21 protein-coding genes and 1 pseudogene are annotated in these 21031 nt (G+C 56.8%); 11 read left to right on the forward strand and 11 right to left on the reverse strand.

Annotated features, from left to right (window positions below; all coding sequences use genetic code 11):
• The first annotated feature begins 26 nt into the window (after window positions 1-26).
• The 6 genes from speB (AC236I_RS05705) to AC236I_RS05730 all read left to right on the forward strand — a co-directional run bounded on the left by speB (AC236I_RS05705) (window position 27) and on the right by AC236I_RS05730 (window position 4532).
• A complete protein-coding gene (gene speB / locus AC236I_RS05705) occupies window positions 27-998 on the forward strand; it encodes an agmatinase (RefSeq protein WP_015585905.1) in 972 nt (323 codons plus the stop codon).
• Window positions 999-1011: 13 nt separating this feature from the next.
• The gene (locus AC236I_RS05710) at window positions 1012-1830 is read left to right on the forward strand and encodes an ABC transporter substrate-binding protein (RefSeq protein WP_015585906.1); all 819 of its coding nucleotides are present in this window, start codon (window positions 1012-1014) and stop codon (window positions 1828-1830) included.
• Window positions 1831-2053: 223 nt separating this feature from the next.
• The gene (locus AC236I_RS05715) at window positions 2054-2335 is read left to right on the forward strand and encodes a PTS sugar transporter subunit IIB (protein WP_004866676.1); all 282 of its coding nucleotides are present in this window, start codon (window positions 2054-2056) and stop codon (window positions 2333-2335) included.
• Window positions 2336-2338: 3 nt separating this feature from the next.
• Window positions 2339-3703, forward strand: a complete 1365-nt coding sequence (locus AC236I_RS05720) for a PTS galactitol transporter subunit IIC (protein ID WP_004866671.1) — start codon at window positions 2339-2341, stop codon at window positions 3701-3703.
• On the forward strand, window positions 3700-4155 hold the full coding sequence (locus AC236I_RS05725) for a PTS sugar transporter subunit IIA (protein ID WP_004866667.1): 456 nt from the start codon (window positions 3700-3702) through the stop codon (window positions 4153-4155). The genes AC236I_RS05720 and AC236I_RS05725 overlap by 4 nt, the downstream gene beginning before the upstream one ends.
• 50 nt (window positions 4156-4205) lie before the next feature.
• A complete protein-coding gene (locus AC236I_RS05730; RefSeq protein ID WP_004866665.1) occupies window positions 4206-4532 on the forward strand; it encodes a MerR family transcriptional regulator in 327 nt (108 codons plus the stop codon).
• Window positions 4533-4554: 22 nt separating this feature from the next.
• Here AC236I_RS05730 and AC236I_RS05735 read toward each other — a convergent pair whose 3' ends face one another.
• From AC236I_RS05735 to speB (AC236I_RS05770), 8 genes are all read right to left on the reverse strand, one after another.
• A complete protein-coding gene (locus AC236I_RS05735; RefSeq protein ID WP_004866661.1) occupies window positions 4555-5349 on the reverse strand; it encodes an SDR family NAD(P)-dependent oxidoreductase in 795 nt (264 codons plus the stop codon).
• An 84-nt stretch (window positions 5350-5433) separates the two neighbouring features.
• The gene (locus AC236I_RS05740) at window positions 5434-6366 is read right to left on the reverse strand and encodes a 2-hydroxyacid dehydrogenase (RefSeq protein ID WP_015585908.1); all 933 of its coding nucleotides are present in this window, start codon (window positions 6364-6366) and stop codon (window positions 5434-5436) included.
• Between the two features lie 5 nt (window positions 6367-6371).
• Window positions 6372-7100: a class II aldolase/adducin family protein gene (locus AC236I_RS05745; RefSeq protein ID WP_004866655.1), complete on the reverse strand. Its 729-nt coding sequence runs from the start codon at window positions 7098-7100 to the stop codon at window positions 6372-6374.
• Window positions 7101-8621 (reverse strand): amino acid ABC transporter permease/ATP-binding protein, encoded by a 1521-nt coding sequence (locus AC236I_RS05750; protein WP_004866653.1) that lies wholly within the window; start codon window positions 8619-8621, stop codon window positions 7101-7103.
• A gap of 33 nt (window positions 8622-8654) precedes the next feature.
• Complete coding sequence (locus AC236I_RS05755) at window positions 8655-9458, reverse strand: ABC transporter substrate-binding protein (RefSeq protein WP_044023589.1); 804 nt, start codon at window positions 9456-9458, stop codon at window positions 8655-8657.
• A 9-nt stretch (window positions 9459-9467) separates the two neighbouring features.
• Window positions 9468-10544 (reverse strand): isopenicillin N synthase family dioxygenase, encoded by a 1077-nt coding sequence (locus tag AC236I_RS05760; RefSeq protein WP_015585910.1) that lies wholly within the window; start codon window positions 10542-10544, stop codon window positions 9468-9470.
• Window positions 10544-11404: a sugar phosphate isomerase/epimerase family protein gene (locus tag AC236I_RS05765; protein WP_015585911.1), complete on the reverse strand. Its 861-nt coding sequence runs from the start codon at window positions 11402-11404 to the stop codon at window positions 10544-10546. Before AC236I_RS05765 ends, AC236I_RS05760 begins: the two co-directional genes overlap by 1 nt.
• 12 nt (window positions 11405-11416) lie before the next feature.
• Complete coding sequence (gene speB / locus AC236I_RS05770; protein WP_004866639.1) at window positions 11417-12367, reverse strand: agmatinase; 951 nt, start codon at window positions 12365-12367, stop codon at window positions 11417-11419.
• A 112-nt stretch (window positions 12368-12479) separates the two neighbouring features.
• On the opposite strand from speB (AC236I_RS05770), the gene AC236I_RS05775 reads away from it, so the two are divergent.
• The 3 genes from AC236I_RS05775 (at window position 12480) to oqxR (ending at window position 14534) form a co-directional block, all read left to right on the forward strand.
• Window positions 12480-13391, forward strand: coding sequence for a LysR family transcriptional regulator (locus AC236I_RS05775; RefSeq protein WP_004866636.1), 912 nt, complete (start codon window positions 12480-12482; stop codon window positions 13389-13391).
• Window positions 13392-13521: 130 nt separating this feature from the next.
• Window positions 13522-13869: a DUF6404 family protein gene (locus AC236I_RS05780; RefSeq protein WP_064367829.1), complete on the forward strand. Its 348-nt coding sequence runs from the start codon at window positions 13522-13524 to the stop codon at window positions 13867-13869.
• Window positions 13870-14054: 185 nt separating this feature from the next.
• A complete protein-coding gene (gene oqxR, locus AC236I_RS05785; protein WP_004866631.1) occupies window positions 14055-14534 on the forward strand; it encodes an efflux pump transcriptional repressor OqxR in 480 nt (159 codons plus the stop codon).
• A 381-nt stretch (window positions 14535-14915) separates the two neighbouring features.
• Here oqxR and oqxB read toward each other — a convergent pair whose 3' ends face one another.
• Together oqxB and oqxA are read right to left on the reverse strand one after the other, a co-directional pair.
• Window positions 14916-18068: a multidrug efflux RND transporter permease subunit OqxB gene (gene oqxB, locus AC236I_RS05790; protein ID WP_015585912.1), complete on the reverse strand. Its 3153-nt coding sequence runs from the start codon at window positions 18066-18068 to the stop codon at window positions 14916-14918.
• 23 nt (window positions 18069-18091) lie between these two features.
• On the reverse strand, window positions 18092-19267 hold the full coding sequence (oqxA, locus tag AC236I_RS05795; protein WP_015585913.1) for a multidrug efflux RND transporter periplasmic adaptor subunit OqxA: 1176 nt from the start codon (window positions 19265-19267) through the stop codon (window positions 18092-18094).
• A 333-nt stretch (window positions 19268-19600) separates the two neighbouring features.
• Here oqxA and AC236I_RS05800 point away from each other — a divergent pair, with 333 nt between their 5' ends.
• Window positions 19601-19954, forward strand: coding sequence for a helix-turn-helix domain-containing protein (locus tag AC236I_RS05800; RefSeq protein WP_004866624.1), 354 nt, complete (start codon window positions 19601-19603; stop codon window positions 19952-19954).
• Between the two features lie 419 nt (window positions 19955-20373).
• On the opposite strand, the gene uraH is transcribed toward AC236I_RS05800, so the two are convergent.
• A complete protein-coding gene (uraH, locus tag AC236I_RS05805) occupies window positions 20374-20775 on the reverse strand; it encodes a hydroxyisourate hydrolase (RefSeq protein WP_004866621.1) in 402 nt (133 codons plus the stop codon).
• 112 nt (window positions 20776-20887) lie between these two features.
• Between uraH and AC236I_RS05810 the strand changes: the two are divergent.
• A pseudogene (locus AC236I_RS05810) lies at window positions 20888-21019 on the forward strand (SAM-dependent methyltransferase); the annotation flags it as partial.
• Window positions 21020-21031 lie beyond the last annotated feature (12 nt).

The following is a 21031-nucleotide window of genomic DNA, read 5'->3' on the forward strand; positions in this document are numbered from 1 at the left end:
CCCCGATAAGCCATGGAGAAACTGCAATGACATCCGCAACTGAACATGAGTACCCGCAGCCGCAGGATGGTGAAATTCCGCGCTTCAGCGGATTACCGACCTTTTTCCGTCTTCCGTTTGCCCCGCAGACCAGCGAACTGGATATCAGCGTGGTGGGGGTGCCGTGGGATGGCGGAACCACTAACCGTGCCGGCACACGCCACGGGCCGCGCGAACTGCGCAATGCCTCCAGCCTGGTGCGGCGGATCCATCCGGTGACCCGCCGCTCTCCCTACGATTATGCGCGGGTAGGCGATCTGGGCGATGTGCGGATTAATCCCGTGGATATGCAGGATAGCCTGGCGCGCATTGAGGCCTGGTATCACGCCCTTAATCAGCAGCAGGTAATGCCGTTAACCGCGGGGGGCGACCATCTCACCACCTTGCCGATTTTGCGGGCGCTGGGACGGAATAAGCCGCTGGGCATGATCCATTTTGATGCCCATTCGGACACCAACGACAGCTATTTTGGCGGTGAGCGCTTTACCCACGGCACCCCGTTTCGCCGCGCCGTGGAAGAGGGGGTTCTCGACCCGAGACGCACGGTGCAAATCGGTATTCGCGGCGCGCTGTTCTCCGCGGATGAACACCGCTGGGCGGAGGAAAACGGCATCACGATTATCCGTATGGAGCAGGTCAATGAACTGGGCGTCGAGCGGGTGATGCAGCGGGCGCGGGAGATTGTCGGCGACCAGCCCACCTACATCAGCTTTGATATCGACGTGCTGGATCCGGTCTATGCCCCCGGCACCGGAACGCCGGAAATTGGCGGTATGACCACCTTGCAGGCGCAGCATTGTCTCCGCCAGCTTGCCGGGTTGAACCTGATTGGTGCCGACCTGGTGGAGGTATCGCCGCCGTTTGACCAGGGCAATCTCACCAGCCTGACCGGCGCGACCCTGATGTTCGAACTGCTTTGCCAGCTTGCCGATGCTCATCATCGGCGCATTTCTGCTTAACCGGAGCCAACTGATGAAAAAATGTCTCTCACTAGGTTATCTTGCGACCACGCTGGGACTGGCGTTGGGGCTGGCATCGGCGGCGCATGCGGCCGATGCCACTCTCTCACCGGGAAAAATAAAAATAGCTATGGAAGTGGCCTACCCGCCATTTGAATCCTGGCAGGATGACGCCATCGTGGGGTTCGATGCCGAACTGGCGGCGCTGCTCAGCCAGCAAACAGGCTTAACGCTCCAGCTGGTGGATACGAAATTCAGCAGCCTGATCCTTGGTCTGAGCGGCGGGCGCCAGGATGCGGTGATCTCGGCGCTCTATATCACCGAGGAACGTACCCGTCAGGCGGATGCTATCCCGTACGCCAACACCGGGGCCTATATTATGGTGCGCAGCGACAGTCCCGTGGCGCCGCAAACGGAATACGATCTCTGTGGGCTAACCGTCGGACTACAGCAGGGGACTTCATGGGTGAAAAAGCTGCAGGCGCTTTCGGCAGGCGATTGCCAGCAGCAGGGCAAAGGGGCTATTGAGATTAAAGAATTCCCGACCTCGCCGGAGACGCTGCAGGCGCTGCTCTCCGGAAATATTCAGGCCCAGGTGGATATCGCTGGCGTGGTCAGCCTGTTTACCCAGCGTAGTAAAGGCCGCCTGAAGGTGAGTTCCCCGCAGACGATTTACCCGCAAACGCTGGGGATTTACGTTCGCAAAGGCAACACGGCGCTGGCGCAGCAGCTGACTTCGGCATTGAAAACGCTGCGTGACAACGGGGAATATCATGCTTTGCTGCAGAAATATGCCGCCTACGGTATTACGGATAACGCGCCGCAGCCCTGAGATGAAAAGCGGAAATGTTGTGATGAACGAGCCATTTAATGAGATCTATATCACGGTTTTTGCCTGATTATCGTTCAGGTAAAACTTAATTCTCATAGTTATCAATTGATTACTGTCTTTTTACCATCCTTTGTGTATTCAGTGTGTAAAATTACACACTGATCACAATTCCTCTCCCCTCCGCATGTTTTAATTCCCCTCACCAAAACAGAGAGGAATTCATATGAAACACATGATGATTTGCTGCGGCGCTGGCGTAGCGACCAGCACCGTCGCCTTAAATAAACTGCAGGACTTCCTGAAAAAAGAAAATATCCTCGATAAGGTTCGTATTTCACAAGGTACCGTGGCGGAGGCCAAAACCCGTGACGACGTCGATTTTATCGTCTCGACGTCGCCCGTTGCGCTGTCCGTTCCGGTCATTAACGCTCTGCCGCTATTAACCGGCATGGGTACCGATAAAGTGTTCAGCAGCGTGAAAGAATTAATTCTCGCCGAGGGTTAAGCCATGTTTATTGTTGATTACATCGTGGGTTTAGGCGCATCGGTGATGATGCCGCTGATATTTATGCTCCTCGGTCTATTATTACGTCTGTCCCTCAGTAAAGCCCTGAAAGCGGGCTTAATGGTGGGGATCGGGTTTATCGGCTTAAGCATTACGGTGAACCTGATGATCGATTCTCTGACGCCCGTCAGCCACGCGCTGGTAGAGCGTTTCGGTCTGAATCTGAACGTGCTGGATGTGGGCTGGCCCGCGGCAGCGGCGGTGGCGATGGGGACGCGCGTCGGAGCGCTGGTGATTCCGGTGTGCGTGGCGATTAACGTGCTGATGCTGTACACCAAAACCACCCGGGTGTTGAACGTCGATATCTGGAACCTGTGGCATCACGCGTTTACCGGCTCACTGGTGACGATTATTACCGATAGCCTGTGGTTGGGGATATTTGCCGCCGGGATTAACTGCATTATTACGATGGTGATTGCCGACCGTACCAGCGGCGATGTTGAAAAATATTTAAATCTGCCCTCTATTTCGGTGCCACACGGTTTCTCCGCTTCATTTGTTCCGGCGGCATGGCTGGTGAATGCTATTGTCGACCGTATTCCGGTGGTGCGTGATATTAAAATTGATACGGAAGTGATTCAGCGGAGATTATCTATTCTCGGCGACCCGGCTTCCCTCGGGGCTATTATCGGCGCGCTGCTCGGCATTATTGCCGGCATTGAAGTCAAGGCTATTTTGCAAACTGCGATTACCATGGCGGCGGTGATGACCATTATTCCGCGGATGGCGAAGATGCTGATGGAAGGGGTCTATCCGATCAGTGAGCGTATTCAGGAAATTGCCCAGTCACGAGCCGGATCGTTCGGTAAAATTGCCATTGGTCTGGACTCTGCCGTCAGCGTCGGGCATCCGGTCACGCTGTCCGTTTCGATGCTGATGATTCCGGTGATGCTGGTTCTCGCGGCCATCATTCCCGGCAACCAGTTCCTGCCTTTTGCGTCATTAACCGGTTTACCCTTTGCCTTTGTTCTGGTAACGGCGGTATGCCGCGGCGATATGTTCCGCACGCTGCTGACCGGGCTGTTAACCCTGAGCCTGGCGCTGCTGATTGGTACCAACCTGGCGCCGATTGTCACCAGCACCGCGGTCAGCACCGGCTTCTCGCTGCCGCAGGGCACCACCAGTATCAGTAGCGTGGATTATGCCGGGGCCATGTTGCCGTGGGCGATTATCCAGAGCTTCCACCTCAAAGAGATTGGCGTCGGGATTCTGACCCTGTGCACCCTCGCGCTGGTGTTGTGGAATCGCCGCAAACTGGCCCAGGAAAATGAACAGCCGGCAGAAGCGGCGACGGAGGCAGGAAAATGATGTTTAGCGCTCAGCGAGTGGTGACATTTAACGAGGCCGTGAGTCGGACGGCCTTACTAACCCGCCTTGCCCAAAGTCTGCTGGCGGATGGTCTGGTAAAACCGAGTTTCACCGACGGCGTGCTCGCTCGTGAGGAGCGCTACCCGACGGGGATCTTTATGGAGACCCACAGCGTCGCCATTCCGCATACCGAGTTTGAGCATGTTAACCACACCGGGTTTGCCATCGGTATCAATCGGGCCGGCGTGGCGTTTCACCGTACCGATGAGCCGGAAGAGAGGGTGGTGCCGGAGATCGTGGTCATGATGGCCATTGATAAAACTTGCGAAAAAGTGGCAATTATTCAATCCTTATTCGCATTATTAGCCGATCGCGATCGCGTTAACGATATCGTTAAAATGACGCCAGAGGAGATTGCAAAAGTGTTCACCGATGCCGTCGTCACGCAGTAAGATAAAATGATGGGCGCCAGACGGTGAGGCCGGAAGCGGAGAGGGGAAAGATGTTACGAATCAGCGACGTCATAGAGTTAGCGATGGTCAGTCGCAAGACTATCTATAACGCGATCAACAGCGGCCGGCTGAAGTATCAGCTGGTGAATGTTGATAACCGCCAGGTTCGTATGTTCCTTGAAGAGGATGTGTTTGAAGCCTTTCCAAAAACCAGCCGCAGCACCACGCAAGAGCAGGAGATGCAGGCGCTACGGGAGGAGGTGGCTTCCCTCAAGTTTGCCCTTGCGGAACTGCAAAAGGCGGTCAACGCCATGGACCCTGAAGGTCAGTTCGAAATGACGTCGGTTAACGATCCGGCCAAAAAGCCCGGCCGCTAGTCAGCGGGCGGGCGCTAAGCGGTCAGACAATATCATCTACCACGCCGCCATCGACGCGCAGCGCCGCGCCGGAGGTGGCGGAGGCCTGAGTTGAGCAGACGTACACCACCATATTAGCCACTTCATCAACCGATGCCGCCCGCTGGATCACCGAGCTGGGGCGATGGGTCATCACAAACTCTTTGGCGAGCTGGTCCAGCGGTTTACCGGTTTTCGCTACCTCGTCTTTCATCATTTCGGCAAAGCCATCGGAAATCGTCGGGCCGGGCAACACGCTGTTCACCGTCACGCCGCTACCGGCTACAAATTTCGCCAGCCCGCGCGCCAGCGACAGCTGAGCGGTTTTGGTCACGCCATAGTGAATCATGTCCGCCGGAATGTTGCGCGCCGACTCCGAGGAGATAAACACCACCCGGCCCCAGCCTTTTTGCACCATCGCCGGCAGCAGCGCACGCGACAGCCTTACGCCGGACATAACGTTGGTCTGCCAGTAGTTTTCCCAAATGGCATCGTCGGTGTCGTAGAAGTCCAGCGGGCCATAAATCCCGGCGTTATTGACCAGAATATCGACGCCGTTTACCGCCTGCAGGAGCTGCGCGACCCCTTCGCCACCGCTGAGGTCGGCAACGGCAGCGCGCGGCCTGGCGCCGGGTACCTCGTTTTGCAGGCGAGCGATGGCCTCGTTGACGCTACGCTCGCTGCGCCCGTTGACCACCACCTCCGCGCCGCTGGCCGCCAGCCCTTTGGCGATAGCAAAGCCAATTCCGGCCGTGGATGCGGTCACCAGCGCAACTTTCCCCGAAAGATCAATCTTCATAACTCTGGCCTTATGTGTTGTCAGACAGACCATTAAGCGTAGCAGCTGATGAGGGCGCAGGCCGGGGATCGCCTGAGTAAAGGCTCAATAGCCCCGCTGTTTATCCACCAGATTGTTCAGCGGCAGCGCACGCTGCTGGCGGTGAATGTTCTCCAGCAGCTGGCGGGCAATCACCTCCGCCGGCGCGATCGAGGCCATATGTGGGGTGATGACCACCTGCGGATGCAGCCAGAGCGGGTCATCCTGCGGCAGGGGTTCAACGGGGAAGACATCCAGTACCGCGCCCGCCAGCCGGCCGCTATCCAGCGCCTGCAGAATATCGTGATTCACCATATGTTCGCCGCGCCCGCAGTTGATGAGTACCGCGCCTGCGGGAAGCCGATCGAGCAGCGGCCGGGCGAGAATACCGCGAGTCTGTTCGGTGAGCGGCAGAACGTTGATCAGCGCATCCAGCTCAGCAAAAAATTCACCGGCCTGCGCATCGCCGTGATAGCACCGGACGCCGGGGAGTTGTTTCTCGCTGCGCGCCCAGCCAGAAACGTGATACCCCAGCCCGGCGAGGCGGGTGGCGATATAACCGCCGATTTCGCCAAGTCCCATCACGCCAATGCGAAAATCGCTGGCGGCCCGCTGCGGATAGATCTTCCAGACCCTCTGGCGTTGATGCGCCAGCGCGCGGTCGAAGCTGCGCTGAAACCACAGCACGCCCCATAGCGCGTACTCGAACATCCCGTGACGGAAATCCTCATCCACCACCCGGCAGAGCGGAACAGAGCTGGCGAACAGGTTATCGGGGAGATGGTCTACCCCGGCCGATGCGGCCTGGATTAATTTTAATGCCGGCGAACGCGTCAGCAGGCTGGCATCGGGAAACCAGCAGCTGGCATATTCCGCGGTGCGGGCCGCCGGATGTTCGGGCAAGACCGCGGTTACGTCCGGGAACAGCCGCAGCGCCTCGCAAATCTCGCGGGCATAGTTCTGGTCATTGCAATCGACAACGATAGTCAGGTTTGGCATAGGCGTTAGTCTTTGTAAGAAGTGTCGAGACGGTTCAGGCGGCGCAACCACGCCTGCCAGACCAGCTGGCGCTCATGTTCCACGCCCATCAGCTGTTCGCAGGCATGCTGGCTCAGGTGGGCAGGAATGGTGTGGATGGCGCTGAGCGGAGCGAGCTGGGCGCTGGCCATTTGAATTTCGCAGGCGCGGTTGAGGTAGTACATGATGTAAAACGCGTCGGCGACGGTACGCCCGACCGACAGCAGGCCGTGGCTTTGCAGAATCATGGCGATATGATCCCCCAGCGAGCGCTGAATACGTTCGCGTTCGTCGAGGTCAAACGCCACGCCCTCATACGGGTGATAGCCGACGCGCTGATAAAACTCGGTGCTGATCTGGTTAAGCTGTAACAATCCCTGCTGGCAGGCGGCGACCGCCATACCCGGCAGCGTATGGGTATGGATGACGCAATGCGCATCTTCCCGCGCCATATGCACCGCGCTGTGGATGGTAAAGCCGGCCGAGTTGGCCGGAGCGTGGCCCTCTACGACCTTTCCCTGCATATCGACGACGATGAGATTACTGGCCGTCACCTCATCGAACATCATGCCGAACGGATTTATCAGAAACCGCGGTTCGCCGTCGCCCGGCAGGCGCACGGAAAAGTGGGTATAAAGCGTATCTTCCCAGCCAAACAGCGCCGCAAGCCGGTAGGCGGCAGCCAGATCCTGGCGTAGTTCACGTTCAGTCGTCATTTATTGCACTCCCATAAATTCACGTATGCGGCTCAGCGCCGGATCTTCCGCGCCGTTGCGGATGCGCTGTGGAGGCACATCGCTCGCCACGACGCCGTTTTCCATCATCACCACCCGGTCAGAGATGGATAAAGCGAAGTCCATCTCATGGGTGACGATCAGCATCGTCATCCCTTCACGGGCAAGAGACTGAATCACCTTCAGCACTTCCCCCACCAGTTCGGGATCCAGCGCGGAGGTGGGTTCGTCAAACAGCATGATGTCCGGTTTTAAAGCCAGCGCTCTGGCGATGGCGACGCGCTGCTGCTGGCCGCCGGAGAGCTGCCAGGGGTATTTTTCGGCATGGGCCAGCAGGCCGACGCGATCCAGCAGATAGAGGGCCTGCTCTCTGGCCACCCGCTGCTCAACCAGCTTGTGATACAGCGGGGCGAGCATGACGTTATCGAGCACCGTGCGGTGAGGGAACAGGTTGAAACTCTGGAAAACCATGCCGATACGCCGCACGCCGGCGCGCATCTGCGGCTTATCCACGATTGCCGCCCCCTTAAGGTAATCTTCGCCATAGAGCACGATCTCCCCGGCATCGATGCTTTCCAGCGCGTTAATGGTGCGGATAAGGGTGGTTTTGCCGGACCCCGACGGCCCGATGATGCTGATGACCTGACCGTTTTCGACTTTCAGATCGATACCCTTCAGGACCTGATGCTGGCCCCAGGATTTCTCGATCGCGCGCAGATCGAGCGCCGGCGGGTTACCGCTGGTGGGTTCGGCTTTCGCCGTATGCTGCGGCGCCTTCAGCGACTGACGCAGGGCGTCACACTCGGCGTCATTGAAGGTCTGCGGGCGCTTTTGCTGAATATCCAGTACATTTTCCAGCGCCCGGAACAGCCAGGTGAAGACCGTTACCACCATGACGTAGTAGACCGCGACCGCCAGCAGCGTCTCCATGACGAGGAAGTTTTGCGCATACAGGCGCTGTCCGGTGAGCAGCAGCTCCGGAAGTGAAATAACCGATAATATTGAGCTGAGCTTAATAATCGTGATGTATTCATTAATCAGGGTGGGTAACGAAATACGAAACGCCTGCGGAATAATAATTAAGCGCTGAATGCCAATAAAGCTGAAACTTAATGCGTGACCGGCTTCGCTTTGTCCTTTCGCCACTGACATTAATCCGCCGCGATGGATTTCCGCCATATACGCTGCTTCGGTAACGGTCATCGACACTAATCCGGCAATAAACGGAATACCGAGCAGCGGCTGCGTAACCGGAAAGAGCTGCGGCAGGTTATAGACAAAGACCAGCAGCACCATTAACGGCACGCTGCGAAAAAACCAAATATAGAGTTCGACGGGAACCTTTAGCCAGCGCGGACCTGAGAGCTTCGCGCAGGCTAATAAAAATCCTAATACCAGGCCAATAAACCAGGACAATGAACTGACGACGATGACGGTGATACACGCCTGCCAGAATGCCCCAACGCTAAATAATGAGAAAAAGTATCCCCAATCGAACTCCATACCGACTCCTGTTGCTCGTGTGCTTTATTGTATTTAATCGATGCGCTCTAAATTGTATTTCTTGATAATGGCGTCATATTTGCCGTTGGCTTTTAAGGTGGTTAATGTTGATTTAATGGCAGTCACCAGTTCGCTATTTCCCTTCGCAACGTAAATCCCCAGAGGCAACGGGTAGACCAGCCGCGTGGAGCTGATAGCCAGCCGTCCACGACTTTTATCGACAATGATTTGCGCCGCCGGGGCGATTTCTAACTGCGCGTTAATGTTTTTCGACAGCAGGGCCTGCGAGGCTTCCGGCGCGGTCGGGAACTCCTGGATGCTGATGGCCGGTTTACCGTTCTTCAGGCAATACTCGTCGGAGTGATTCTTCAGGCTGGTGACCCAGGTGGTGCCCTGCTGCAGGCCCACCTTGACGCCGCAGAGCTCGTCTTCCGTTTTGGGCTGAATCGCGCTGCTCTTCAGGGCGATAATCGACGCGCCGGAGAGGGCGTAAGGGATCGCATCGGCCTGTTTCAGGCGCTCAGGCGTGACGTACATCCCGGATATCACCGCGTCGTATTTCTTGCCGATGCCTAAAATCAGGCTGGTGAATTTGGTATCGATCAGCTGTGGCTTCGCGTTGAGCTGTTCGGCAATCAGCGCGGCAAACTCCGGATCGAGGCCAACGATGTTGTTGTTGCTGTCATAGGATTCAAACGGCGGATAGGTGACCTCCATGCCGACTTTAAAGACACCATCGGTCAGCAGTTCTGCGGCCTGGGTCAGCGGAGAAAAGCAAGCGGCGACGGCGATGCCCAAAGCCACACGGTGCGAGAGCGACTTAAGCGTTTTTTTCATCATGTATCCTCACGGGTTATTAACGGTTTTTTGCTGTGCTTGTTTCTTCAGGTGACCAAAGGTGTTGGTGCCGCGCGCGCGCTCCGGAAGCTGCAGCTCGCCGCGGGTGACTTTCTCACGCAGGTAGCGATAGGTTTGCAGCGCCTGGCTCCACATATGCTCGCCAATGCTTAATTCCTGGTAGTCGCTGGCTTCCCCGGCGGCTAAAAAATTGGGCAGCGGCCGAATCAGCGTGTGGTAGTCGCAGGCGAAAAACAGCGGGAAGGAGTAGCGTTCCTGCGGCACCTTGCGAACACGGTGAGCTGTAGCAACAAATGTGCCAGCGCTTAATACTTCCAGCATGTCGCCGATATTGATCACGAAAGCCTCTTCTCCGGCGGCGCTCTTCGCCGGCGGCGCATCGATCCAGACGCTTTCTTCGTTCAGGACTTCCAGGCCCGGCTGGTCGGCGAGCAGCAGGGTGAAGCACTCGTAATCGGTGTGTGCACCAATACCGGGAACATCCTCGGCGCTGGCGTCAAAGGGATAGTGGATCAGGCGCAGCTTCGACGGCGGGCAGGTCACCATCGCCTTGAAATATCCTTCCGGCAGGCCAAGGGCGAGGGCGAAGGCGTCAAACAGGCGATGGCCAAGGGCGAAAACCGCGTCATAGTAGGCCAGCACCCGGGATTGAAATTCCGCCAGTTCCGGCCACTCGTTGGCACCAATCAGCGGCGTGCCGGCCAGCACAAACGGATGGTCGTCCGCCGCCTGGAAGCCAATATCGAACGCCTCTTTATGGTCCGGTTTGCCGGAGCCGTAAATCTCTTCGCCTTCGGGGACGTAGCCTTTATGGCTGCGGGAATGGCCGATGTAGTACTGCATCTTTTGCTCCATCGGCAGGGCGAAGAGCGCTTTTGCCGCTGCGCGGATGCCGGCGATCAGTTCAGGGGCAATGCCGTGGCCGGTGATATAGAAAAAACCGACCTCCCGCGCCGCTTTGCCGATGGTGTCGGCGACGGCCTGGCGCTTTGCCAGACTGTCGCTGGCCAGATCGCTGATATCGATGGTCGGTAACTCAGTGAAAGAACTTTTTGCGACGCTCATTACGACAGATCCTTTTCGGTTAGCGATAAAAACTCGGCGAAATGCTGCTGTTGATGTTTCGCCATCCACGCATTCAGCGACCACAGGTCGGCCACCGGGACGTTGGTGAACGGCAGGTGATGCAGATAGCCGTCGGGGCCAAACTCGGGTGTCAGCGTGGTGTGCTGATACCCACGCCGGCGCTGCGAGTGCCAGATTTGCTGCCAGAAGCGCTGTTGAAACTGCAGCGCGGCCCGATATTCCGGCGCGGCCGGATGGGGCACCTGCGGCCCCTGGTCATAACCAGCGCGGGCCTGAATGTGGTGCACGCGGTCGATAAACGCGCTGAAATCATCGCAGGGGTCATCCAGCAGACGTTCACTCACCACAATCCAGTGGCTGATATCGGCGGTAAACCGCAGCTCAGGCAGCTGCTGGATAATCTCGAGAGTCAGCCACGGGCTATACAGCGAGGTGGCGCGATGGGTTTCAAAGCTGCAGGTCAGCTCATACGCCGCCGCCAGCTCGTGGGCCTGGCCAAGAAAATCCACCTGCTGCGCCAGCGGCCAGCGGTCGTTGCCGGCCAGCAGATTAACGAAGCGAGGGTTCAGCGCTTTGGCATCATCAAAACGACCTTTCAGGCGTTCAAGATGCTGCCGGGGCGTGTCGGCCTGAGCGGGGATCACGCCGCCGCCGCTGAATACGATAGCGATATATTCCAGCGCCGATTCCTGCAGGCGTCGGGCCAGCGTCTGCTGCTCTTCCGGGATCAGCGGTACGCGTGCTTCGATGCCGCCGCAGCCGACGCTTTTCAGCTCGCTGACCGTTTGCTGCCACGGGGTGGTGACCCCCCAAAGCGTACGAAAAACCGTGAGTTGCATGAGCCGAATCCTCTATGGGTATTTCACGCCGGGCAGGACGCAGAGCATTTCGTACAGCAGGTTTGCCGCCAGCTGGGAGGTGTTGCCACTCACGTCGTAGGGCGGAGAGACCTCGACCAGATCGCCGCCAATCAGGTTCAGGCCGCGGCAGCCGCGAACGATTTCCAGCGCCTGAATCGATGTCAGGCCGCCGACTTCCGGCGTGCCGGTACCGGGCGCCCAGATGGGATCGAGACTGTCGATATCGAAACTGAGATAGACCGGACCGTCGCCCATCTGCTGGCGGACTTCGGCCATCAGCGGGGCGAGGGATTTGTGCCAGCACTGCTCCGCCTGTACCAGGCGAAAGCCCTGGTCGACGCCCCACTGGAAGTCGCCGGCGGCGTAACCCTGGGCACGCTGACCAATCTGCACCACCCGTTTGAGGTCCAGCAGCCCCTCTTCAACGGCGCGGCGGAAGGTGGTGCCGTGGGCGATTTTTTCCCCAAACATTTCATCGTTGGTATCGGTATGCGCATCGACATGAATCAGGCCAACCGGGCCATGTTTTTTAGTCAGGGCGCGCAGGATTGGCAGGGTGATGGTGTGGTCACCGCCAAGGGTCAGCGGGATCAGCGGGAAACTATTTAAACCGGTGTAGTAATCCTCGATGATCTGCACCGATTTGAGCAGGCTGTAGGTATTTATCGGTACGTCGCCAATGTCGGCCACCGACAGCGATTCGAAAGGCGCCGCGCCGGTTGCCATGTTATAGGGGCGAATCATCACCGATTCGGTGCGGATATAGCGCGGCCCGTAGCGGGTGCCGGATCGCTGAGAGGTACCGATGTCTAACGGGATGCCGACGAATGCCGCATCAAGTCCCTGTAAATCTTCAATAAACGGCAGGCGCATCATCGTTGCGCGGCCGCCAAAACGTGGCATCTCGTTGCCACCCTGCGGTTGATGAAAGACGTTATCCATTTCAGCTCCTGAATCTGACACACAAATACTCGACAGGGAGATAGTGCGAAAGATGGGCTGGACTTTACATCGTCTGCCGTAAATACTTAGTTCATTTATTGGTGAACTAAGTATGCTCAACGACGGCAGTCTCAACATTCGGCAGCTGCAGGTTTTTGAGGCGGTGGCGCGCCTGGAAAGCTATAGCAGAGCCCAGCAGGAGCTGGGGATTTCCGTGTCGGCGATCAGCAACGCGATGTCTCAGCTGGAAGGGCAGCTGGGGTTCAGCCTGTGCCAGCGCGGGCGCGGAGGCTTCGCCTTGACCGAGAAAGGGCAGCAGTTTTTACAGCAGGCGATTCGGGTGCTGAGCGAGCTGAACGAGCTGGAGCGCCAGTCGGCGCTGCTAAAAGGCGAGCACAGCGGCACGATTTGTATTTCAACGCTGGACTCGATTGAAACTGAAACCGCGCTGTCGCTGCCGGTGGTGCTGCGTAGCTTCAGCGATAAGTTTCCCCATGTGCATATCAAGCTGATTATCCGCACCCCGGCGGAGCAGCTGAACGGCGTGCTGAACAACCATATCGATCTGGCGATCGGCAGCTACAACTCCCAGGTGCATAACATTATCAGCGAGCCGCTCTATCGCGAGCAGCACTGGCTCTACTGCAGCGATCTTCATCCGATGTTTTTCAGCCGCCAGCTCGATAAAGACCACATCAGCCAGTGTCCGCTGGTGACCCGTAGCTACTGGAATACCAGCGACCTGCGGCGGCGCGGTTTCAGTAAAGGCAGCGCCACCGTGGAAACCGTCGATGCGCAGCTGCTGCTGATTCTTTCAGGAAAATATATCGGCTATCTCCCTGAGCATTATGCCTGGCCGTGGATCAAGGAGAACCGGCTGCGGGTGCTGCTGCCTAACGAATTTGGCTTCCAGTCGCCGTTTTCGGCGATCTGCAAACGCGGGCGCAGCAACGAGCCCTATCTGAAAGAGTTCCGCAATTTACTGAAGAAGAATACGGTGGCCAGGCCGAAGTGGAATTATTGAGGGCGGTGACAGTCTGGCCCTCCGGAGCGCAACAAGGCAAATGTTGAGTATTGCTGTTTTTTCGGGCCTGTGGCTGAATATTGAACACCCTTAACAGGCATTATTTATCTCCAGAGGAAGGAGCTGAACGATGGCATTTGAAGAGAAGAAGAAAAAAGCGATTGCGCTGATGGAAGAGAAAAAGATGTGGCGGAGCAACTATGCGCCTCCGCTGCTGCGTCTTTTCTGGAAACTCGGCGGTAAAATGCCGCCGCCGCCGTTTGCCCCGTTCTGGCGCAATATGCTGTTCTTCGCCGCCTGGTTTGGCTGTTTATGGGGCGTTTTTATGTGGTTTAGCACCTGGCAAAGTGAAGGCTATAGCGCCCTTGACGCGCTGTTTGCCAGCGTGACCGCCGGAGGCTTATTCGGCTTTTTGATGGCACTATTTCATGCCTGGCGTAAGCGTGCCAACAAGCTGCCGGACTGGGATCGTCTTTAGCGATAAACGTGGGCGGTTAAATACCCTGGATGGCGATGTGTGTGGTGCGGAAAGTGTCTTTTACGCAACGGGTCGCGCGCAGATTGCTTCAAAAAAATGACCGTATTTGTTATATTGTTGCTCATTGCTTATTCACCTCTGCGGTGCCAAAAAGAACAAGATTCACCGCAACCCAGGAAGATAAAATGTTAGATTATCGCTTCCCGACAGCTTTGCAGATGGTTCTCAGCGTAGCGATGGCGGAGCAGTTGGGTCAACGTTCGACGAGTGCGATTCTGGCCTACGGCCTGGAAGCCAACCCGAGCTTTATCCGCAAATTAATGGTGCCGCTCACCCGTGACGGTATTATTGTCTCCACGCTGGGACGCAACGGTTCCATCCACCTTGGTCGCCCGGCGGAGAGCATCACCCTGCGCGATATCTACGTGTCGGTGATTGAAGATAAAAAGCTGTGGGCGTCGCGGCCCGATGTGCCGGCCCGCTGCGTGGTCAGCGCCAACGCCTGCTGGTACTTCAAGTCTATCGCCGACGAAGCAGAGCAGGCTTCGCTGGATGTGTTAGCTCGCCATACCGTGGCAAGCGCGCTGGAAAAGGTCAAAAAAGGCGATACCAGCGGCTGCGAGCTGCTGCCAGAACTGGATAGCCTGTATAAAAAAACGCATTAATCCTGCCGTCAGCACAAAAAATGCCTTCACTCAGAAGGCATAGGTTTTTGATAATAAACGAGCTTCCTACATTGCCCGGCGGCGCTTCGCTTGCGCGGGCCTACAGAGATTATCTCATCGTTTGATAGTGCGGGTTTTGTTGGCCAGCAGAGATTATCTCATCGTCTGATATTACGGGTTTTGTTGACCAGCAGAGATTGTCTCATCGTTTGCTAGTGCGGGTTTTGTTGGCCAACAGAGATTATCTCATCGTCTGATATTACGGGTTTCGTAGGCCGGGTCAGGCGTCAGCCGCCACCCGGCAAAACGCGCGCGCAGTGTTCAAAACAGGTTTGTCACCCGTCTCCGCCTTCATCCAGAAGGCGGTTTTTTTGTTGTGACCTATTCAGGCTGCGCTTCCAGCGCCGGTTTACCGCGTGTGACCAGCTTACGCAGCGTGACGTAGAACACCGGCGTCAGGAACAGACCAAACAGCGTCACGCCGAGCATCCCGGAGAACACCGTAATCCCGGTGACGCCGCGCACTTCTGCGCCCGCTCCGTGGCCGAGGATCAGCGGAATTGTTCCGGCAATAAAGGCGATGGAGGTCATCACGATTGGACGCAGACGCAGGCGGCAGGCTTCCAGCGCGGCTTCCATGATCCCTTTTCCCTGAATTTCCAGCTCGCGAGCAAACTCAACGATCAGGATGGCGTTTTTACAAGCCAGCCCCATCAACACCACCAGTCCAACCTGCACGAAGACGTTATTATCGCCGCCGGTGAGCCAGACGCCGAACAGGGCGGAGAGCAGAGTCATCGGAACAATGAGGATCACCGCCAGCGGCAGCGTCCAGCTTTCATACAGCGCCGCCAGCACCAGGAACGCCAGAAGTACCGCCACCGGGAAGACAATCAGCGCCGTGTTGCCCTGGGTGGCCTGCTGGAAGCTCAGATCCGTCCATTCGATGTTCATACCATTCGGCAGCAGCTGGCCGGACATCGCGGCCAGTTTGGTCATCGCCTGAGCGGAAGAGAGTACCCGAGGATCGGCGTCGCCGATCAGATCCGCCGCCGGATAGCCGTTGTAGCGGATCACCGGATCCGGCCCGTAGGTCGTGCTGATATTGACCATACTGCCGATCGGCACCATTTCACCCTGGTTATTCCGGGTGCGCAGATTGGCAATATCCTCCACGCTGTCGCGGAACGGCCCGTCGGCCTGCGCCATGACGCGCCAGGTTCGGCCGAACTGGTTAAAGTCGTTCACATAAGATGATCCCAGGTAGGTTTGCAGCGTACCGAACAGATCGGTCAGCGATACCCCCTGCGCTTTCGCCTTGTCGCGATCGACCTGCACATCCAGCTGCGGTACGTTTGCCTGGTAGGTTGAAATAGGGAAGTGCATTCCCGGCGTTTGCATGATTGCCCCGGACAGGGTATTCACCGCCGTTTGTAGCGCACCGTAGCCTAAGCCCCCTCGATCCTGAATATACAGCGAGTAACCGGACCCCTGGCCGAGGCCGAGAATCGGCGGCGGCAGGATTGAGAAGCCAAAGCCTTCCTGGATTTGCGCGATTTTGGCATTGATCTCGGCGTTAATTTCCGCCGCAGAATGTTTACGCTGATCGAACGGCTTCAGGCCAAAAAATACCGTACCGGTGTTCGGCGTATTGGTGAATTGCAGCGCGTTAAGTCCTGGAAACGCCACCGCATAATCCACGCCTTCAGTGTTCATCCCGATTTCGCTCATTTTACGGATGACCGCGTCGGTGCGGGCCAGCGAAGAACCTTCCGGCATTTTCACGCCGCCAATCAGGTAGAGCTTGTCCTGGGTGGGAATAAACCCGCCCGGCACGGCTTTAAACATCACCCCGGCGGCGCCGAGCAGCAGCAGGTAAACAATAAACACGGCGCCACGTCGTCCGAGCGTTTTGCCAACCAGCCCCTGGTAACCGTGCGAGCTGCGATGGAAAAAGCGGTTAAACGGGCGGAACAGCCAGCCGAACAGGCGATCGATAAGCCGGGTCGGGAGATCTCTTGGCGCGCCGTGCGGCTTCAGCAGCAGGGCCGCCAGCGCCGGGGAGAGGGTCAGCGAGTTGATGGCCGAGATCACCGTCGAAATCGCGATCGTCACCGCAAACTGTTTATAGAACTGCCCGGTTACGCCGGAGAGGAAGGCCATCGGTACGAACACCGCGCACAGCACCAGGGCGATGGCGATAATCGGCCCGGAAACTTCACGCATCGCCTGGTGCGCCGCCTGCAGAGGGGCGAGCCCCTCCTCGATATTGCGCTCGACGTTTTCCACCACCACAATCGCGTCGTCCACCACGATCCCAATGGCGAGAACCAGACCGAACAGGCTCAGGGTGTTAAGCGAGAAGCCAAGCAGATAGAGAATACCGAACGTCCCCACTACCGAGACCGGTACGGCAATCAATGGAATAATCGATGCGCGCCAGGTTTGCAGGAACAGGATCACCACCAGTACCACCAGCACTACCGCTTCGAGCAGGGTTTGCACCACCGCGCGAATAGAGTCGCGCACAAAAACGGTGGGGTCGTAAGGGGCGGCCCACTTCATGTCTTCCGGGAAACGCGTGGACAGTTCGTCCATTTTGGCGCGTACCGCATTCGACAAATCAATGGCGTTGGCTCCCGGCGACTGGAAGATGCCGATCCCGACCGCATCTTTATTGTTAAGCTGGGAACGTAGCGCGTAGCTGCCCGACCCCATTTCGATGCGTGCAACGTCGCGCAGACGTACCAGCGAACCATCCTGGGCCGTTTTGAGAATGATATTGCCGAACTCTTCTTCCGTGTGCAGACGCCCCTGGGCGTTAATCGAGATCAGGAAGTCGCTCTCTTTCGGCAGTGGCTCGGCGCCAAGCTGCCCGGCGGACACCTGCACGTTTTGCTCCTGCATCGCCGTCACCACATCGGAGGCGGTCAACCCACGTGCGGCCACCTTATTCGGATCCAGCCAGATTCGCATGGCGTATTCGCCGGCACCGAAAATCTGGATTTGGCCGACGCCGGGCAGGCGCGCCAGTTCGTCCTTCACTTTTAAGGTGGCGTAGTTACGCATATACAGCGAATCGTATTTTCCGTTGGGCGAAAACAGATGCACCACCAGGGTGAGCGTCGGCGACTGTTTCTGGGTGGTGATCCCCAGACGGCGTACATCTTCCGGCAGACGCGCTTCGGCCTGTGATACCCGGTTTTGTACCTGAACCTGCGCCTGATCGGGGTCAGTGCCAGGACGGAAGGTGACGGTGGTAACCAGTACGCCGTCGGAGCCGGCGACGGACTTCATGTACATCATGTTTTCGACGCCGTTGATCGCTTCTTCCAGCGGCGTCGCCACGGTCTCGGCGATCACTTTCGGGTTGGCGCCCGGATACTCCGCGCGTACCTGCACACTCGGTGGTACGACGTCAGGGTATTCGCTGACCGGCAGCAGCGGGATGGCGATGAGCCCGGTAATAAAAATCAAAATCGACAGCACCGCGGCGAAAATTGGCCTGTCGATAAAAAAGCGGGAAAAGTCCATGCGTCGGATTCTCTGGTAAGGGATCAGTTGAGGGCAGTGCGGGTGGTCATCGCCACGGTTTTCGCGTTAACCGGCATCCCGGGCATAAACACTTTTTGTAAACCCTCGACGATGACTTTATCGCCAGGATTCAGCCCCTGCTGGACGATGCGTAAACCGGCGGCCAGGCGACCTGGCTTGATATCACGGCGCTGCGCTTTACCATCTTTATCAACGATATAGACGTATTTCCGATCCTGATCGGTCAGGACCGCTTTGTCGTCGATCAGCGTGGCCTGGAATTCGGCGCTGCCCGGCAGGCGCACGCGGGCAAACAGGCCCGGTATGAACTGACGCTGGGTGTTATCCAGCAGCGCGCGCATTCGGATAGTACCGGTGCTCGGCGTTAGCTGATTATCAAGGAAATCCACTTTCCCCTGATGGGGGTAGCCGTCCTCACCGACAAGACCAATTTCAACCGGCAGCGCAAGATGATTGCTGGCCGCCCCCTGGCCGCTACGGGCGAGGTTTTGATAGTGAAGGTAGGTCGATTCGTCGACATCAAAATAGACGTAGACCGTCTTCTGCGAGACCACCGTTGTCAGCACGCTGGCGCTGTCACCTGCGGTCACGAGATTACCGCTGGTGATCAGCGCGCGGCTGGCGCGGCCATCGATAGGGGCGGTCACTTTGGTGAAGTCAAGGTTAAGCTGAGCGGCATCAACGGCTGCCTGCGCGGCCTGGATGTCGGCTTGCGCCTGGGTTGCGGCCGAACGACGCTGCTCCCACTCTTCGCGGGATACCACGTTGGTGTGGATTAATTTGTCGGTACGACTGGCCTCGCTGCGCGCCAGGCTGGCCTGTGTTTTGGCTCGTGCCAGCGTTGCCTGCGCCTGCTCGAGGGCGGCGCGATAGGTTCTGTCATCAATAGTGAATAGCACCTCGCCCTTTTTCACTTCCTGGCCGTCGGTGTAGTTCACTTTTTCAATGTAGCCGGAGACGCGTGGACGGAGCTGAACGCTTTCTACCGCTTCAATTCGACCGTTAAAGCTGTCCCACTGGCTAATGGATTTCACCACCACGTCAGCGGCGCTGACGGCAGGGGCTTGCGGGGCGGCGTTTTGCGCCGCGCTGTTATCGCAGCTGGCAAGCAGCATGGCGATGACCGCGCTCCCCAGTCCGCGCAGATAAAAGTTAACCCAGGTTTTTTGCAGGCTCATTATTTTTATTCCGGTAATTGTTGCCGCCGGACAAGACGCAGCGAAGGGCGCTGCGCGACTTCCTATGTCCGGTCTGGCTTAAGGCCATTTGTGTCGTTCATCGCCACAAAACTGTAACAGTTGCGAATACACTATCGCGGCGATTGTAGGAAGGCGCTTAACTAAGTGCAAGAATAATTGTTGCACTTTATGTGCTGTTTCCGTTGAGCGGAAAAGACTCATTTCAGGCAGGGGTTTTAATGTAACAATAAAACTTGCAATTTATGCAAAAGCAGGTCACTTTTAAATGTATTAGATAAAGATACTTTTATTAACAGCCCAGGGGAACCCGACATGAACACTGGCGCTTTTATACATGATTTACTTGACTGGATTGATAATAACCTTGAAAGCCGCCTCGATATCGACACGGTCTCCAGGCGGGCAGGCTATTCAAAATGGCATCTTCAGCGGATATTCAAAGAGCATACCGGTCATCCCATTGGCGAATACATCCGCGCCCGGAAGCTGCAAAAATCGCTTGAGCGCTTAACCCGCAGCGACGAACCGATCCTCAACGTGGCCATCGCGTTGGGTTTTGACTCCCAGCAATCCTTCAATCGCAGCTTCAAGCGCCAGTATGGCCAGGCGCCGGGGGTCTGGCGCCGCAGCATGGGAATGGCTCCATCGTGCCAGCGTCCAGGCTGATAGTGGGGCGGGATTTCATCAGGAAGTGCCGGCTTAACGGCAGGCGAGTGTGCGCTTCTTTTTCTCTGCCGGCGGCTGTCTGGTTGCCGGAGACGCGCTTTTTATGCTGACCCGGACTTTTAGACGCTCATGGCCGTGAGTGTAAGAACCAGCCCCTCACGTGCTGTACGCGTCAGCAGGCTATTCTCGCCAATCAGGAGGCCAGATTATCGATCGGCGTATTCAGTCGGGGTTTGGTTGTTTTCATCGTTTGCTCTCATTCCTCAAGAGTGAGTGATCATTTTAGCTGGTTTTATTCAGGGTGATGTTAATGCTGGCAGCGTCGCACAAGGCAGGTGAGCCCAGAAATTCACGACGCTATACACACACTCCCGCTATCTTCTGTTTCAACACGGCAATTCTAACGTGACCCAATACAATTAGCTGCCGCGATAGGTGGAGTAGCCATACTGGCTTAACAACAGCGGGATATGCAGCTTTTGGTTCTGTTTCGTTACATTAAAAATAACTGGAATGACGGGGAAGAAGGTGCTCATATTATTAATTTTAAAATACTCTCCCGTTTTAAATGTCACTTTATAGATTCCCGGCTCCATATTATCTGCCCGCGGATAGAGTGTCTTGATACGGCCATCAGCGTCCGTTTTACCGCTAGCGATATGCTGCCAACTACTGCCTTGCTGCTTATCGAGTTCAACCTGTACCCCCTGAGAAGGCAGCCCTGTCTGCTGGTTGAGAATATGTACGCTTAATGTCCCTTCTGGTGCGGCAAGCGCGCTGAAACTCAGCAATGAAATAATGGATGCGATAAGTGACTTCACGTTCGGTGACCTTAATTAGCAAGTGAATTTGTCTCAACTATAGTCAGCGTGGCGGGAAATAAAATTAAACTTTTTGTTATTAATTAGCAGGTAATATCAGCAAGGATAGGTGGCTAAATGGCTCACCATGCGCCGCTGGTTAGAGGAAAACCCGGACGATGAATTTGCGTCAGAGGTGCGGACGGAGCTGACGATTGCGGCAAAAAACTATACCACCTATACGCGAGAGTATTTTGGCTGGGGGGCTCAGATTCAG

This window comes from Klebsiella sp. Sb-30 (genome assembly GCF_057652795.1).